The organism is Sphingobacterium sp. UBA6317, from assembly GCF_002440385.1.
In the GTDB taxonomy this organism is placed as follows: Bacteria; Bacteroidota; Bacteroidia; order Sphingobacteriales; family Sphingobacteriaceae; genus Sphingobacterium; species Sphingobacterium multivorum.
This window is the reverse complement of record NZ_DJTD01000048.1, coordinates 23,393-36,495: the sequence shown is the minus strand read 5'-3', so window position 1 is coordinate 36,495 and position 13,103 is coordinate 23,393. Positions and strand designations below refer to the sequence as shown.

The 13,103-nt window shown below is 37.5% G+C and carries 15 protein-coding genes; 5 read left to right on the top strand and 10 right to left on the bottom strand.

What is annotated here, in order from left to right:
* Window positions 1-151 precede the first annotated feature (151 nt).
* The 3 genes from B3E92_RS17365 to B3E92_RS17355 form a co-directional block, all read right to left on the bottom strand.
* The gene (locus tag B3E92_RS17365) at window positions 152-1,078 is read right to left on the bottom strand and encodes a hypothetical protein (protein ID WP_112373909.1); all 927 of its coding nucleotides are present in this window, start codon (window positions 1,076-1,078) and stop codon (window positions 152-154) included.
* 99 nt (window positions 1,079-1,177) lie between these two features.
* The gene (gmd, locus tag B3E92_RS17360) at window positions 1,178-2,329 is read right to left on the bottom strand and encodes a GDP-mannose 4,6-dehydratase (RefSeq protein WP_046674906.1); all 1,152 of its coding nucleotides are present in this window, start codon (window positions 2,327-2,329) and stop codon (window positions 1,178-1,180) included.
* Window positions 2,330-2,591: 262 nt separating this feature from the next.
* A complete protein-coding gene (locus B3E92_RS17355; RefSeq protein ID WP_075994619.1) occupies window positions 2,592-3,146 on the bottom strand; it encodes a lipocalin family protein in 555 nt (184 codons plus the stop codon).
* Window positions 3,147-3,200: 54 nt separating this feature from the next.
* On the opposite strand from B3E92_RS17355, the gene B3E92_RS17350 reads away from it, so the two are divergent.
* From B3E92_RS17350 to B3E92_RS17340, 3 genes are all read left to right on the top strand, one after another.
* Window positions 3,201-3,533 carry a hypothetical protein gene (locus B3E92_RS17350; protein ID WP_046674904.1) on the top strand — a complete coding sequence of 111 codons (333 nt, stop codon included), beginning with the start codon at window positions 3,201-3,203 and terminating at the stop codon, window positions 3,531-3,533.
* An 87-nt stretch (window positions 3,534-3,620) separates the two neighbouring features.
* Window positions 3,621-4,535 (top strand): lysylphosphatidylglycerol synthase transmembrane domain-containing protein, encoded by a 915-nt coding sequence (locus B3E92_RS17345; RefSeq protein WP_070570365.1) that lies wholly within the window; start codon window positions 3,621-3,623, stop codon window positions 4,533-4,535.
* 2 nt (window positions 4,536-4,537) lie between these two features.
* A complete protein-coding gene (locus B3E92_RS17340; RefSeq protein ID WP_070570367.1) occupies window positions 4,538-5,245 on the top strand; it encodes an SDR family NAD(P)-dependent oxidoreductase in 708 nt (235 codons plus the stop codon).
* 156 nt (window positions 5,246-5,401) lie between these two features.
* Here the strand turns inward: B3E92_RS17340 and B3E92_RS17335 are convergent, their stop codons facing one another.
* The 4 genes from B3E92_RS17335 to B3E92_RS17320 are packed head-to-tail and all read right to left on the bottom strand — an operon-like array spanning window position 5,402 to window position 8,198.
* Complete coding sequence (locus B3E92_RS17335) at window positions 5,402-6,775, bottom strand: alpha/beta hydrolase family protein (RefSeq protein WP_070570369.1); 1,374 nt, start codon at window positions 6,773-6,775, stop codon at window positions 5,402-5,404.
* A gap of 12 nt (window positions 6,776-6,787) precedes the next feature.
* Complete coding sequence (locus B3E92_RS17330) at window positions 6,788-7,372, bottom strand: hypothetical protein (RefSeq protein WP_286777007.1); 585 nt, start codon at window positions 7,370-7,372, stop codon at window positions 6,788-6,790.
* Window positions 7,362-7,856: a hypothetical protein gene (locus tag B3E92_RS17325; RefSeq protein WP_139145106.1), complete on the bottom strand. Its 495-nt coding sequence runs from the start codon at window positions 7,854-7,856 to the stop codon at window positions 7,362-7,364. Before B3E92_RS17325 ends, B3E92_RS17330 begins: the two co-directional genes overlap by 11 nt.
* A 42-nt stretch (window positions 7,857-7,898) precedes the next feature.
* Window positions 7,899-8,198: a DUF2089 family protein gene (locus tag B3E92_RS17320; protein WP_070570375.1), complete on the bottom strand. Its 300-nt coding sequence runs from the start codon at window positions 8,196-8,198 to the stop codon at window positions 7,899-7,901.
* A gap of 123 nt (window positions 8,199-8,321) precedes the next feature.
* Between B3E92_RS17320 and B3E92_RS17315 the strand changes: the two genes are divergently transcribed.
* The gene (locus B3E92_RS17315) at window positions 8,322-9,062 is read left to right on the top strand and encodes a lysophospholipid acyltransferase family protein (RefSeq protein WP_070570377.1); all 741 of its coding nucleotides are present in this window, start codon (window positions 8,322-8,324) and stop codon (window positions 9,060-9,062) included.
* A 1-nt stretch (window position 9,063) separates the two neighbouring features.
* Here the strand turns inward: B3E92_RS17315 and B3E92_RS17310 are convergent, their stop codons facing one another.
* Window positions 9,064-10,194: a glycosyltransferase family 2 protein gene (locus B3E92_RS17310; RefSeq protein WP_070570379.1), complete on the bottom strand. Its 1,131-nt coding sequence runs from the start codon at window positions 10,192-10,194 to the stop codon at window positions 9,064-9,066.
* Window positions 10,178-11,152 carry a lysylphosphatidylglycerol synthase domain-containing protein gene (locus tag B3E92_RS17305; RefSeq protein ID WP_070570381.1) on the bottom strand — a complete coding sequence of 325 codons (975 nt, stop codon included), beginning with the start codon at window positions 11,150-11,152 and terminating at the stop codon, window positions 10,178-10,180. Before B3E92_RS17305 ends, B3E92_RS17310 begins: the two co-directional genes overlap by 17 nt.
* A 100-nt stretch (window positions 11,153-11,252) precedes the next feature.
* Here B3E92_RS17305 and ruvC point away from each other — a divergent pair, with 100 nt between their 5' ends.
* The gene (gene ruvC, locus B3E92_RS17300; protein ID WP_046674896.1) at window positions 11,253-11,819 is read left to right on the top strand and encodes a crossover junction endodeoxyribonuclease RuvC; all 567 of its coding nucleotides are present in this window, start codon (window positions 11,253-11,255) and stop codon (window positions 11,817-11,819) included.
* Here ruvC and B3E92_RS17295 read toward each other — a convergent pair whose 3' ends face one another.
* Window positions 11,820-12,866: a hypothetical protein gene (locus B3E92_RS17295; protein ID WP_046674895.1), complete on the bottom strand. Its 1,047-nt coding sequence runs from the start codon at window positions 12,864-12,866 to the stop codon at window positions 11,820-11,822.
* Between the last annotated feature and the right edge of the window lie 237 nt (window positions 12,867-13,103).

The following is a 13,103-nucleotide window of genomic DNA, read 5'->3' as shown; positions in this document are numbered from 1 at the left end:
AGCTACTTTTTGTTCTTTTTCTTCCCAAATGAACAGTTCTGTGAAATAATCAACAAACAACTCACAAATCTATCGCATAGCCATATTTAATAAAAAAGCTGCCTCAATAAATTTGAGACAGCTTCTTTTTTGTTTAATAGTTCATTTATTTTTAACGTAACACAACCGTAGATCGTCCCATGATTGCATTATCTTCATATAGCAAAACCGTATAGGCCCCTTTTGAGAACCCCTCTTCTGCTGCCCAATAGACGATATAATCTTCACCTTTGTTGGTAAATAAAATATTGTGTTTAAAGGTATATTGCAATTTCTCTCCATGTACATAGAAAATATTATCACCTTGCACGACCAGATTTCCCTGTGGATCGATAATTCTGACATATATATCACGTTCTCCACTTTTAGCTAACGGATTATCAGCAACGGTAAAGTTGATTTTTAACTTATCGATTTTTTTAGCACGTTCTTCTACGACTTCCTTTCCATTCTTTTTGACTTCAAGTCCATTTATACTGATACTTGAAACCTTCAATGCTGAAGCAGTTGCAACTTTCTCTTTCAGGTCCGAATTTGATGTAACTAAAGAAGTAATTTGTTTTTCTTTTTCAACTACAGATTCGCTCAAATTGGAGTTTTGCTTCGATAAAATTTGATTTTCCTGAATCAGCCGTTGCACATTTACACGATAAGTATCCACCTGCTTCTTAAGCTGATTGATCTTGTGCTGTGCATCATCAATATCTTTTGGAGTAATACTTTTATTTTCAAGCTTTTTACGAAGTACTGCGATCTCCGCCCTAGAATCATCCTTCTGCACAGTCATCTCTGGCGTCAATTGGACATTTTCTACATCAATTTTATCCAATTCAGCTTCAATACGATCGATTTGTACCTGCAGATTTTCTTTTTCTACTGTAAGTGTATAGACCTTTTCACCATTAGTCTTAAACTTGACATAAAAATATATGTTTGTTGCAAGTAATGCTGCTATCGCAATGATAAAGAAGTAAATCTTCGAAGAATCTTTCTTCTTCTCTTCTTCTTTCTTACTCGAAACAACTTCTGAATTTATCATAATATACTGTCATATTCATAGGTATAAATCTATAAATTTATACTATTGAATGTTTAAACAAAAATTATTCCAGTTTTATTTTTTATTACCAATTATGAATTATTCAAAATAATTCAAGGTCTCAAATCCGCCTTGTTTTAAGTATTCTTCCTTTCTCATCAGGTGAAGATCGGATTGTACCATATCTGTTACCAACATCTGAAGATCATATTTTGGCGTCCATCCAAGTTTTGTATTTGCTTTAGTCGGATCACCAATTAGTAAATCGACTTCAGTTGGCCTATAATATGCCGGATCAACTTTGACAACAGTCTGACCGAATTTAATCAGCGACTTATCAATATTTAACTGAGCTAAGCGTTCCTCGTCAATATCGATAATTACCCCCTTCTCCTGCTCTCCCTTGCCACTGAACTCAATTTCAATTCCCAATTCTGCAAAAGCCATGCGAACAAAATCCCTAACAGTTGTTGTCACACCTGTAGCAATCACAAAATCTTCTGCGGTTTCTTGTTGTAGAATCAACCACATTGCTTCTACATAATCTTTGGCATGCCCCCAGTCACGTTGTGCGGACAGATTACCAAGATATAATTTATCTTGCAGCCCTAGCGCGATTTTTGCCACAGCCCTGGTAATTTTACGTGTCACAAAAGTTTCTCCTCTTACAGGGCTCTCGTGATTAAATAAAATACCATTACAGGCATACATCTTATAAGCTTCACGGTAATTTACAGTAATCCAATAACCGTACATTTTTGCTACAGCATACGGACTTCGTGGATAAAAGGGTGTTGTTTCACTTTGTGGAACCGCTTGCACCAATCCATACAATTCGGAAGTGGAAGCCTGATAAATACGGGTTTTTTCGATCATTCCCAATAATCTGACCGCCTCAAGAATCCGCAATGTACCGATACCATCTGCATTAGCAGTATATTCTGGCGTATCAAAACTAACCTTTACGTGAGATTGTGCCGCAAGATTGTAAATCTCGTCAGGCTGTGTTTCTTGTATAATACGAATCAAATTGGTTGAATCCGTCAAATCACCAAAATGCAATGTGAAATTTCGATTGTCGAGATGAGGATCTTGATAAAGATGGTCAATACGATCAGTATTGAATAAAGAGCTGCGGCGTTTTAAACCGTGTACTTTGTATCCTTTCTTCAATAGGAATTCTGCTAGATAGGCACCATCTTGTCCTGTTATACCTGTTATTAAAGCAGTTTTCGTGTTTTGTTCAGCCATGTTTCTCTCTAGATTAAGCAATACCTGACGAAATCGTTAGATATTTATCCCATATCCATACATACAATTAGTTTATCCGCGATTAATTTAGCTACGCACAAGATTATCATTCCATACTTGCCGGTCACCGTATTCGTAAACTCATCCGTCTACAGCGCAAATAAATCATAATGAATTGGGAGTGTAAAAGTATTAAATTTTAAACAAAAAAAGCCATAGGAATTCCTATAGCTTTCTGTTATTCTTTTTTTATCGTTTACGTTTAGTTTGAGCGCGTAAAGTTAAAAACTAGATAGGCTTCTCCATTCGCAACAGTCAATGGCATACGCATAACTAATTTATTCCCATCAGAATAAGATAAATCTAAGCGGTAACCTGTTGTGACATTTTTCGCCTTATCGCCCGCATAAATCTTTTTAAATTGAAACTGAGGTTCTCCTAAGCCTTTTCCAGGATTATAGATAGACCAAAAGATCTCACGTGATGCACCCGGAGCACATAAAGTTCCTTGCGCATTAAAAGTAATAGATCCTTTACCATTTCCAATAAAATTCCATGTACTACCTACGAAACATTCTGCAGGAGCTTCTTCAAATACACTTTTAATCGTGAATGAAGAAGGTAAATTCTCTCTATCGATTGTATTCAACGTCCATGTACCTTTTACAGCGGATTTCCAATCCGAAGCGCTTGGACCAGAAGCTGCACTCGTGTTGGAAGAAGGATTTCCAGTTGATGTACCTTGCTTTTGTGCTCCACAAGAAAATAAGGTCACCGTAGCAAAAATAGTTGCTAATGATAAAACGAATCGATTCATATCTATAAATTTTAATTTCAAATTGTATTTTTGGGGTAAATTAATCCACAAAACATGAAAATTACAGCCAAAAATCATACCATAAGCAAAATAATCGCAAAAACGCTGTTAAGGTTATTTATCATTTTATTGGCCTTTGCTTCTTATCCGCTTTTTTTAGGACAGGAAGCAAAAAGCAAATTGAATCAAATCAGCCTTGCTTTTACGAACAAGATAGCTCTCATCGCTCCTATCTTGTTATTTTGCTTCATCATTGGATTAATGATCGCTGTGCTCAAGCACAAATATAACAGAATTGACCTAAATTGGCTATTTTCTCTTGCTACTATCTTTGGTATTTTATATTTGATATTATTGTATTCAAGAATTTACCCAACGATTGCTTAAGCCCAATTGCACAATTCGCCAAAGTTTCTAACTTTGGATTCTCCAAAACGCTAATTACAGCCGAACAAGATTGGATGTATAATTTATATGGATAAAAAAAAGGGGCTCAAAATAGCCAAAAATATAGCAAAGATTGTCGTTACTGTAGGAGCCTTATACTGGGTATTTAGCAAGGTATCGCTAAAGGATCTGAAAGAAGCCGTCATCAACTCCAATCCTCTCTATCTATTCTTTGCTTTAGTTGCTTATAGTATCTCAATTTTTATTTCTTCTTCGCGCTTATTGACTTTTTTAAAGGCAATCGGTTTAGATGTTACGGAAAAATATAATTTAAAACTGTATCAACTTGGCCTATTTTACAACCTCATTTTACCAGGCGGTGTTGGCGGAGATGGTTATAAAATATTCTTCCTCAGGAAACGATTCAATATTAAAGGACGAAAATTATTTACGGCCTTATTTTTAGATAGATTAAGTGGATTATGGGCACTGTGCCTCATCATTGCAGCGCTAGTTACTTATATGCCACAACTCGGAATTCCAAACTATCTGACCGTTATTCTATTTATAATAGGGAGCGTTCTCTATTACTTTATCGTAACCAAGTTCTTTAAAGAATACAAGGCTACATTTTTAATAGCCCATTTAAAAGCAATCGGTGTGCAATCCATGCAAGTTATTGCAGCAATTCTTATCCTTTATGCACTAGGATTTAGCGGCAAATTTTCTCCTTACCTATTTTTATTCCTTGCATCTTCTCTTGTTTCGATCATTCCGTTTTCAGTGGGTGGTTTAGGGATGCGTGAGCTTGTGATCATGTGGGGAGCGGGCATATTCCACGTCGACTCACACAATGCGGTTTTAATCACCTTGTTATTTTATATTATTTCCGCTCTCGTCGCGCTTTCAGGAATTTATTTTATCTTTCATCCGCAAGCAATTGGAGAGGACAAATTACCTTCCGCAGAAGAAGTTGAACAAAGTCAAAAACTAGAAGAATAAACATGGCAAATATTATTATTACAGGTGCAAGCAGTGGTGTTGGATTTGAAGCGGTGTTGGATTTGACCTCTAAAAAGGACAACAAAGTCATTGCTTTGGCTAGATCAGCAGACAAACTGAGAAAACTTCATGAAATTGCAGGTCAGCTCAACTATGATGGCGGCACCTTATACCCGGCTCAATTTGATATTGTCTACGATGACTATACTACACTTGTTCCCTTCATCCAATCTAAATTTGATAAGGTTGATATCTTGATAAACAATGCTGGAGCACTCATCAATAAGCCATTTATGGAAACTGATGGAAAGGATTTTGCTGAAATGCTACAAACCAATGTAATGGGACATGTAAATATGATACAAAACGTTGTTCCCATGATGCCATCAGGCTCACATATTGTCAATATTGGCAGTATGGGGGGATTTCAGGGATCATTGAAGTTTCCCGGACTTTCGGCATATTCAACCAGCAAAGCCGCATTAGCAGTGCTTACAGAATGCTTAGCGGAGGAGTTTAAGGAAAAAGGAATCAAAGTGAACTGTCTAGCCTTAGGATCTGCTCAGACCGAAATGTTCGAGGCTGCTTTTCCGGGTGTTGAAGCGGGTACTTTAGCCTTTGAAATGGGACGCTATATTGCAGAGTTCGCTCAAAATGGACATCACTATTTCAATGGGAAAATACTTCCTGTAGCCAATACAACACCTTAATTGGAAAGCCCTTCAAAAAAATATCCCTTGATCTAATATAGTCAGGTTGGTGTAATATAGTCAGGGCCATTTAATAGAACATTAAATGGCCCTGATCTTTTACCCCTATTTGATCCGGAAAGAAATACTAAAACTCGCGGCCTTCAGTTCATTAAATCAATTTGTCTTCAATTTAAGCCATTTTGTTAGGTCATCCATCAATTGTTCATTAAAACTCTCTGAGTTTTCAAAATATTCTTCGATTTTTCCAGTTTGCGCATGCTGAAAAAGGTGATTCAAATTGGGATAATCCTTAATGGTGAGGTCAGTAGTCTTTAAGTGCAGGTGTTGGAGACAATAAATGTTTTCATTTGCAGGAACTTGGACGTCCTTTCCGCCAAATGAAGCAAAAACCGGTATTTTTAGCTGCTTCAGATAATAAGCCGGATCGATACGAAGAAATGTTCTAAACCAGGGGCTCATCATTGGACTTAGTTTAATTTTCATATCAGCAGTCAGGGGATTACCGTTATTTTGCTGAATAAGTTCTTTTTCCAACGATTCGGCCAATGCCTTTGGTGGCGCATCTTCCAATAGAATAGTATACAATCTTCGATTATTTGCTTTATTGATCTGTAATGCTGCTTCAGATAATCCGCCCGCTTTTCCTAAAGCATAACTCTGTAAGATCAGTAAAGAATCTCCTTTGATCACTGGGCCAGACAAAAGTGCAATATACTTTACCTTACTGTTCTCGGATGCCACTATTTCGGCAATTAGGGCTCCCTCACTATGCCCGATCATTCCGATTTTATCCACATCTACTATAGCTTTTTTGCTGAGAAAATCAACTGCAGCATTGGCATCAGAGGCAAAATCAATTGTTGTCGCTAAATTAACTTCTCCTTTAGAGCCGCCTACCCCTCGATCATCGTAACGTAATACAGCAAAACCGTTTTTGGTAAGATGATCTGCAAGCACCTTAAATGGCCTGTGACCAAACACTTCAGAATCCCTATTCTGCTGACCGCTACCGTTGACCAACACCAATGCGGGGAATGGTCCACCATTTTTAGGATAAGTCAGAGCGCCCGTAAGAACTGCATTGCCGGCACTATTTTTAAACGAAACTTCCTCTTCCGTATAGCTATAAGGAGGAAAAACATCCTGCTTACGAGAAAGCCCACTCTGTTCATTCTCGCTTCGTACTAAAATCATAGCAGATTCAAAGGGGCCTTGTTTCATCACCCCTTTCATAACATCTTTATCCCGATCCAAAAAGCCCGCATACAGAAGACCTATATTCTTAACATCCATCCAAATGGAATCGTGTTGAATACGTATTTGATTGATTGGAAATTTCTGCGCTGTTTGCATTGGACTCTCAAAGGTACCATTCCCCTTCCCTGCACTATCTTTTTGGATATTGAATACCAGTAGCAGCTTCTGCCCTGAAACCTCAACCTCGCCCTTCCATGAGCCATCAAATGTCTGCGCATGGGTACATGAAAAATGAAAACAAATGATAAATAGGTATAAAATTTTTCTCATTGTCGTTTTTTACTAGAAATTAAACTGTATGCATAAATCCAATATAAAATATAATGCCACAAATACCATACTGATTCCAATCTTCTTATTATTAACGGCTACATTCATACCCTTAACCAATAAATAGAACTGATAGCATAGCAATAAAAAACTGATGATTCCAAACATGCCAAACAAGAGCATCTCCGTTTTATCAACTCCAACCAATGTATGATCGTCGCTTTGCACTGCCTTTAAGACTTCATCCGTAAATTTGTCCTGGTTTAACAATTTCCCTAAAAATAAGGCAAGATAGAGCGGAAATGGAATAATCAGAACGACATTTATGACATCGATGATTCTGGTCTTTCTGTTCAATAACATCCCAGTACCGTAAAGAAGTGTAAAAGGAGCCAAAACCATACAGGCATGAACGCCCAATACAGCCCATATCGAAATCACCCTATCCGGTTGATAGAAATGCATAAAACCATTGAACTGCTGGCCCGATAAATAAATAACATAGCTTGATAACAAAAATCCGATAACACCAGCAAAGAATAACTTCCACTCTGGGAATTCCGCAAATGGATTCTGAAAAATCTGTTTAACTTTCATTTTTTAAGAATTGAGATAAGTTCAGCTGTTCAATCGCAGCCGGATTTTGGGTTCCAATAAGTAATATCTTACCAGTTTCCAATGTAAGTTGCAACCCCATATTACCACGAGCTGAAAAAGCCAGACCTCTCACCCCCCTCCTCAATCCCCATCCACCAAACTCACCGATCGGGTTATAGTTTCGTACCTGAATAGCACGGATATCTGCCCAAAGCGTCCTTTTACGATAGAAATTAAATGGGAAAAAATAGACTTCAATTCCATCTTCACGAATAATAGTTTTTAATCGTAGTATGCCAAATAACCCCCACAATACCAAATTGATCCAAAATCCTGGTAATTGAAATAATGGAACAAAATCCAACTGCAAGATATCATGCCAGTGCACAGAAAAACTGGCTACACTGACCGTTAAAAGGATCAAACATAATAACCAGCTAAAAAAAGATTGGCTTTCGGTAAAAAGCGTATTATTTTTCATCATGACATCATTCTTTGTTCATCAATCATTCGATTTCCCTCGCCACTAAATATTTCTATTTCTGCCAACACTATTTTTATTCATAAGAGCTTTCATTTTTTGAATCAGATCATCCAGGATATTACGAACTGTCGGATAGGATTTTCCCATTTGGTTTGCCATTTCCTTTAAACTTCCTGAGTGTATCAAAAAATTCAGAACAAATTCTTGCTCCTCAACAGTAAGTTGCATTAACACGGGTAATGAAAACTTTCCAACAACTTCGGTTTCACAGGAGTCACACACCAATTTAGCGACTTTTAACTTCGCTTCACAACAAGGGCAATCAACCGGTATTTTTTTCATTAAATAATAACTATATTAATATTATTAAATATAACATTAATAATATTAAAACAAAACACTATAAAATCAATATTTTTTAAAAACCACTGCTTAATGATATATTTGTACCATTAAATAACATTTATGAAGAAGTTTTTAGGCTATTTCCTATCTATAATATTTTGGCTTTGTTTTGGTTTATCCTTGATTATCTTCCACCCTATACAGTGGTTATGTTTAAAGCTGGGTGGATATAATGCACACAAAAAGAGTGTGGATATATTAAATGCCTGTCTCGTTGCCTGCTATTACACCCTATTCAATCGGGTGACGTTTATCGACAATAAAAATATTCCAACAGGGCAACCCATAGTCTTTGTAGCCAATCACCAAAGCACCTTTGATATTCCGCCAATGATCTATTTTTTACGCAGGTTTCATGGGAAATTTATTTCTAAAATTGAACTTGCCAGCGGTATACCTAGCATCTCCTTTAACTTAAAACATGGTGGTGCCGCAAATATAGATCGCAATGACCCCAAACAGTCTATTGCTGAGATATTGAAGCTTGCGAATAATATGAAAACCAAAAACTGGTCCGCGTTTATTTTTCCAGAGGGAACAAGATCGAAAACCGGAAAAATGAAGGCCTTTCATGTTGGCGGAATTGCCACATTACTAAAGAAGAATCCGAACGCACTCGTTGTTCCTATCGCCATCACAGGATCATATGAAATGGTACAATATGGGATGTATCCATTAACCCCATTTCTTCATATGACCTGGGAGGTTCTAAATCCTTTGGATACGGAGGGCAAGAATATTGAAGAGATCGTTAAATTAGCTGAGGAAGCTATAAAACTAAAGGTCGAAAAATTGCAGTAAGCTACTTGACCTGCCTTCCTTTCCAGTCATACTTCCCAACGTTACCCAATATGCCGATATAAGCTAGATAAAGGATATGAGCCAGGCTTAATAAAGGAAGATACCATAAGAGTTCATTTCTGCTTGCGAACCTGGTTAAAGGTTGAATAAAAAGAAATTCGACAGTCATCTTCAATAACAACGCGAACAGTACTACCCAAGCAACAAATTTCACACCACAGAGCGCAAGAACTGCAGCAACCAATATCAATAAGTTGAAAAACCAAATGGAAATCCCCAATGCGATGACACCTTTATTTTTATATTTGGTACTTTTTGAAGCCCAGCGTCTACGCTGACTAATGAATGATTTCAAATCTGGTTTTGCATCTGTATAAACAACGGCATCTTGTGATTTACAAAAGATTATACGATCGGGATATTGTTCTGCTACCTTATGTAAAAAAAGTTCATCATCTCCGGATGCAAGCTCATCAATCCCTTTAAATCCGCCCATTTGTTTAAAAATATCCTTTCGATAGGCCAAATTCGCTCCATTACAGGTCGTTGGTTTTTTATTACCAATACCTGCAGCGCCCAAACCTATCAAATACAAAAATTCCAGGGTCTGCAGTCGTTCAAAAAAACTCTTTTCTTCTGAATACACTACTGGAGAAGATTGTAGATAGGCACCTTCTTTCTCAAATGAACTGATAACTGTCTTTAGCCAGTTCGACCCCATGCGGCAGTCAGCATCTGTAGTGATAATAATTTCGCCATGACAGCAATCTATCGCTCTTGAAATTGCTAATTTCTTGTAGGAATTCAAACGGCCATTTTCGTTCAATTGAATCAGCTTGACACCTTTTTCTTCATATTCTTTCACAATCAAAGACGTACTATCGTCCGAATGGTCATCGATAATAATTAACTCCAGGAGCTCTCTAGGATAATTTTGCCCTAGTATCGATTCAATGGTGCGCCTAATATTTAACTCCTCATTCCGCGCTGCGATAATGACAGATACAGTCATTGTTGGCCTAACAGTATTGTTAGGCTCCGAAAGCAAGAACCAGCCTCTGCGCATCCATAAAACTAGAATTACGTATACGCAGGCAAAAATGATCAATAAATAGTTAAGAATTTGTATCACCGAAAAAATTTATCTTAAAAACAAAAATAGAACCAAATATAGCTGGAAGAATCAAATTGACGAACCAAATACAGGAAACAATAGCCATTACAGCAATTTCCTGTGTGGTAATATAACTATATAGATTGCTTGCAACGAAACTTCTAACACTGAAATCAAAAATATCCAATGTAGGTAGCGCTGCCTGCACAAAAAATAGGATAAAAATCATCAGAACCATGGATAAAAGCGGTAACTCAGGTAGCGTTAGCTTCATCAAGATGATATACTGAGAAGTAAAAATGACAAATCGCGCCAAAGAATTTAAAAGAACAATACGGAGCTCGCGCATTGAATAGTGTTCCAATACTTCAAAGAAAGGCTTAATCCGTTTCAAAAACTTAATTTTGCCGACCAATAAATCGATCCATTTTACATTGAAATATAAGATGACAAATCCTCCGGCATAAATAATTGCAAGTAGCCATACACCAAATTGTACGGTTAAAGGAGTTGAGAGAAATTTACAGATAAACCAAGCGATACTTAATGATCCCGCAACGCTTGTGAGCACCAATTGTGCAAATAATCCAACGCCCATCGCCACGGCTCCTTTTGCCCGATGTTGAGGCTGTAAAAAAAGAACGCGTCCACCATACTCTCCAATCCTATTGGGAGTAAAAATAGCCCAGGTAAGTCCGCAAAAAACGGATTGGAAGGCCTGCCAAAATGAAATACGTTCCAGTTTAGAGGCAAGATACTGCCATTTAACGACTTCAAGCAACCAATTTACAAGCATTAACACCACGATCAAAACCAGGGTCCAAACAACAGAATGTTGTTCTAAACCTGCTACTAGGGTTTTAAACTTCGCAATATTACTTTTATCAGATACTTTCACGGCAATATACCAGGTCGCCAGGGCGAAAACCAGCATCTTCAATAAAAGACTGATGTATTTTTTTTGTCTTCCAGTCAACTTTCGATAATTAGAGAGCAATGTTACTAAATTTTAGCCAAATGATTAAGTTTTGTCGAATGCAATCCGCGAATAAAACGCAAAATTTGTAATATTGTATATGCAGAAGGAAAAGGCGAAAGAAAGAATAATTTTAGGGATCGACCCCGGTACCGTTGTACTGGGATATGGTATCATCAAAGAAGTTGGCAATAACATATCCTTGATCTCAATGGGGGTCATCAAAATGGGACATTTAGACGATCATGCTCTAAAACTACAACGTATTTTCAAAAAAACTTCGGCTTTAATGCAGGAATATAATCCCGACTGCGTAGCCCTTGAATCACCATTTTATGGCAAAAACATACAGGTCATGCTCAAACTAGGGCGAGCTCAAGGTGTTGCTATGGCGGCGGCGCTGGCGCAAGATATTCCGATCTTTGAATATTCTCCAAGAAAGATAAAACAATCCGTTACAGGAAATGGAAATGCGACAAAGGAGCAGGTTTCCGCTATGCTAAAAAATCTATTAAAATTTGAGGAAACACCACAATTTTTAGATGCCACCGACGGATTGGCAATTGCTGTCTGCCACTCGTTTCAGAAAAATGCAGTATCAGGCAACAGTAAGTCGTACACGGGATGGTCCGCCTTTATCAAAGATAACAAGGATCGAATCAAGTAATCACATTTGCACCTGACGAATCACATTCTTCACATTCAATTCCACAATATCCGTCATCGTTTTACACTTGAGGTAGGAGTTGTTCTGATAAAATTCAGCATAGCCCTCACGTAACTGTTTGATATTCTCCTGGGTCGAGAGCACCTGCGTTTGCGAGGCATCCCTCAGATCAGCGATCCGATGTCTTTCGCTTCGAACTCTATGCACAATAGAGGAACGCTCCTCTTGTTGGTATTGCAGTACTGTTTTTTCATTGAGATGTTCCATCGCCAGTTTGACATAGGGAAGATTCTCCTTAAAAAATTGCGGCATATATACCTTCGGATTTCCTTCATAAAACTGCTGGTCAAAATCTATTGCCCGAATTCGAAACTGGAAATCATCAAAATCTGGTGTAATCTGCATCACGAAATTGTATGCCCGCATATCCCCCAACAACGTAATAATACATCGCTCATTAAACTTGACAAATTCTTTGGAAATCCGGGTCAGATTATAATCAGGCGAGAACATACGTGTTTTCGAAAAAGTGTCTCCCGGAATTCCAACAATATGTTCCTCAACCAAGGTATCATGGTCTACCATATAATTCACCTGATTGGGCGACAATATTTCTTCCAACTCCAGTCCATATATTCTTGATGCATCGGCCTGCTTGATGTAAAAATAATCATACACATCATTTAAACGGTTCACGATACGAATACGAAAGGGTTTCGTATTGCCAAAGCCGCAGTACTCGACACGATCAATATATTTATGCTGGACGATTCGCGTATTACCTGATGCTTTCAATTTAGCATAAATCACCTTCAACCCGTCATATAATTGGTCAATGAGATATTGTGGATACAGTGGAGTCTCCCAAAAAGTATCGTTGCCAAATTTATCCATAACAGGTACTGTCTCCGTAAAATTCAGTAGATCCTTATATCCTATAGGCAATTTTTCATCTCGCTGATACAGCTTAAGGTATTTATGAAGTCCTTCCCCTACTTCAAAAATCGGCTTCTTTTTCGAAATCTTTACATCTTGAACTTCTTCCATCGCTATTCCGTATTTGATTTTTCGTTTACTCAAACATCACACGGTTGGCTACATTTTTAACCTAACAACCGCTAAATACGAACTGATTAGATTGTTAATAGGCCAACTGCATTTCCTACTTCTTAAAAAGGCAATACTAAATTAATTTATCATAATCCTGATTTCAAACATGAAAACAATCACTTAACCTATAATAAGATCACCATGAAACAATTATAATCACTTTCAATCAAAAAC

Coding starts and splice junctions, on each gene's coding strand:
- B3E92_RS17365 (WP_112373909.1), bottom strand. CDS start 1,078: ATGATAAATTCAGAAGTTGTTTCGAGTAAGAAAGAAGAAGAGAAGAAG.
- gmd (WP_046674906.1), bottom strand. CDS start 2,329: ATGGCTGAACAAAACACGAAAACTGCTTTAATAACAGGTATAACAGGA.
- B3E92_RS17355 (WP_075994619.1), bottom strand. CDS start 3,146: ATGAATCGATTCGTTTTATCATTAGCAACTATTTTTGCTACGGTGACC.
- B3E92_RS17350 (WP_046674904.1), top strand. CDS start 3,201: ATGAAAATTACAGCCAAAAATCATACCATAAGCAAAATAATCGCAAAA.
- B3E92_RS17345 (WP_070570365.1), top strand. CDS start 3,621: ATGGATAAAAAAAAGGGGCTCAAAATAGCCAAAAATATAGCAAAGATT.
- B3E92_RS17340 (WP_070570367.1), top strand. CDS start 4,538: ATGGCAAATATTATTATTACAGGTGCAAGCAGTGGTGTTGGATTTGAA.
- B3E92_RS17335 (WP_070570369.1), bottom strand. CDS start 6,775: ATGAGAAAAATTTTATACCTATTTATCATTTGTTTTCATTTTTCATGT.
- B3E92_RS17330 (WP_286777007.1), bottom strand. CDS start 7,372: ATGAAAGTTAAACAGATTTTTCAGAATCCATTTGCGGAATTCCCAGAG.
- B3E92_RS17325 (WP_139145106.1), bottom strand. CDS start 7,856: ATGATGAAAAATAATACGCTTTTTACCGAAAGCCAATCTTTTTTTAGC.
- B3E92_RS17320 (WP_070570375.1), bottom strand. CDS start 8,198: ATGAAAAAAATACCGGTTGATTGCCCTTGTTGTGAAGCGAAGTTAAAA.
- B3E92_RS17315 (WP_070570377.1), top strand. CDS start 8,322: ATGAAGAAGTTTTTAGGCTATTTCCTATCTATAATATTTTGGCTTTGT.
- ruvC (WP_046674896.1), top strand. CDS start 11,253: ATGCAGAAGGAAAAGGCGAAAGAAAGAATAATTTTAGGGATCGACCCC.
- B3E92_RS17295 (WP_046674895.1), bottom strand. CDS start 12,866: ATGGAAGAAGTTCAAGATGTAAAGATTTCGAAAAAGAAGCCGATTTTT.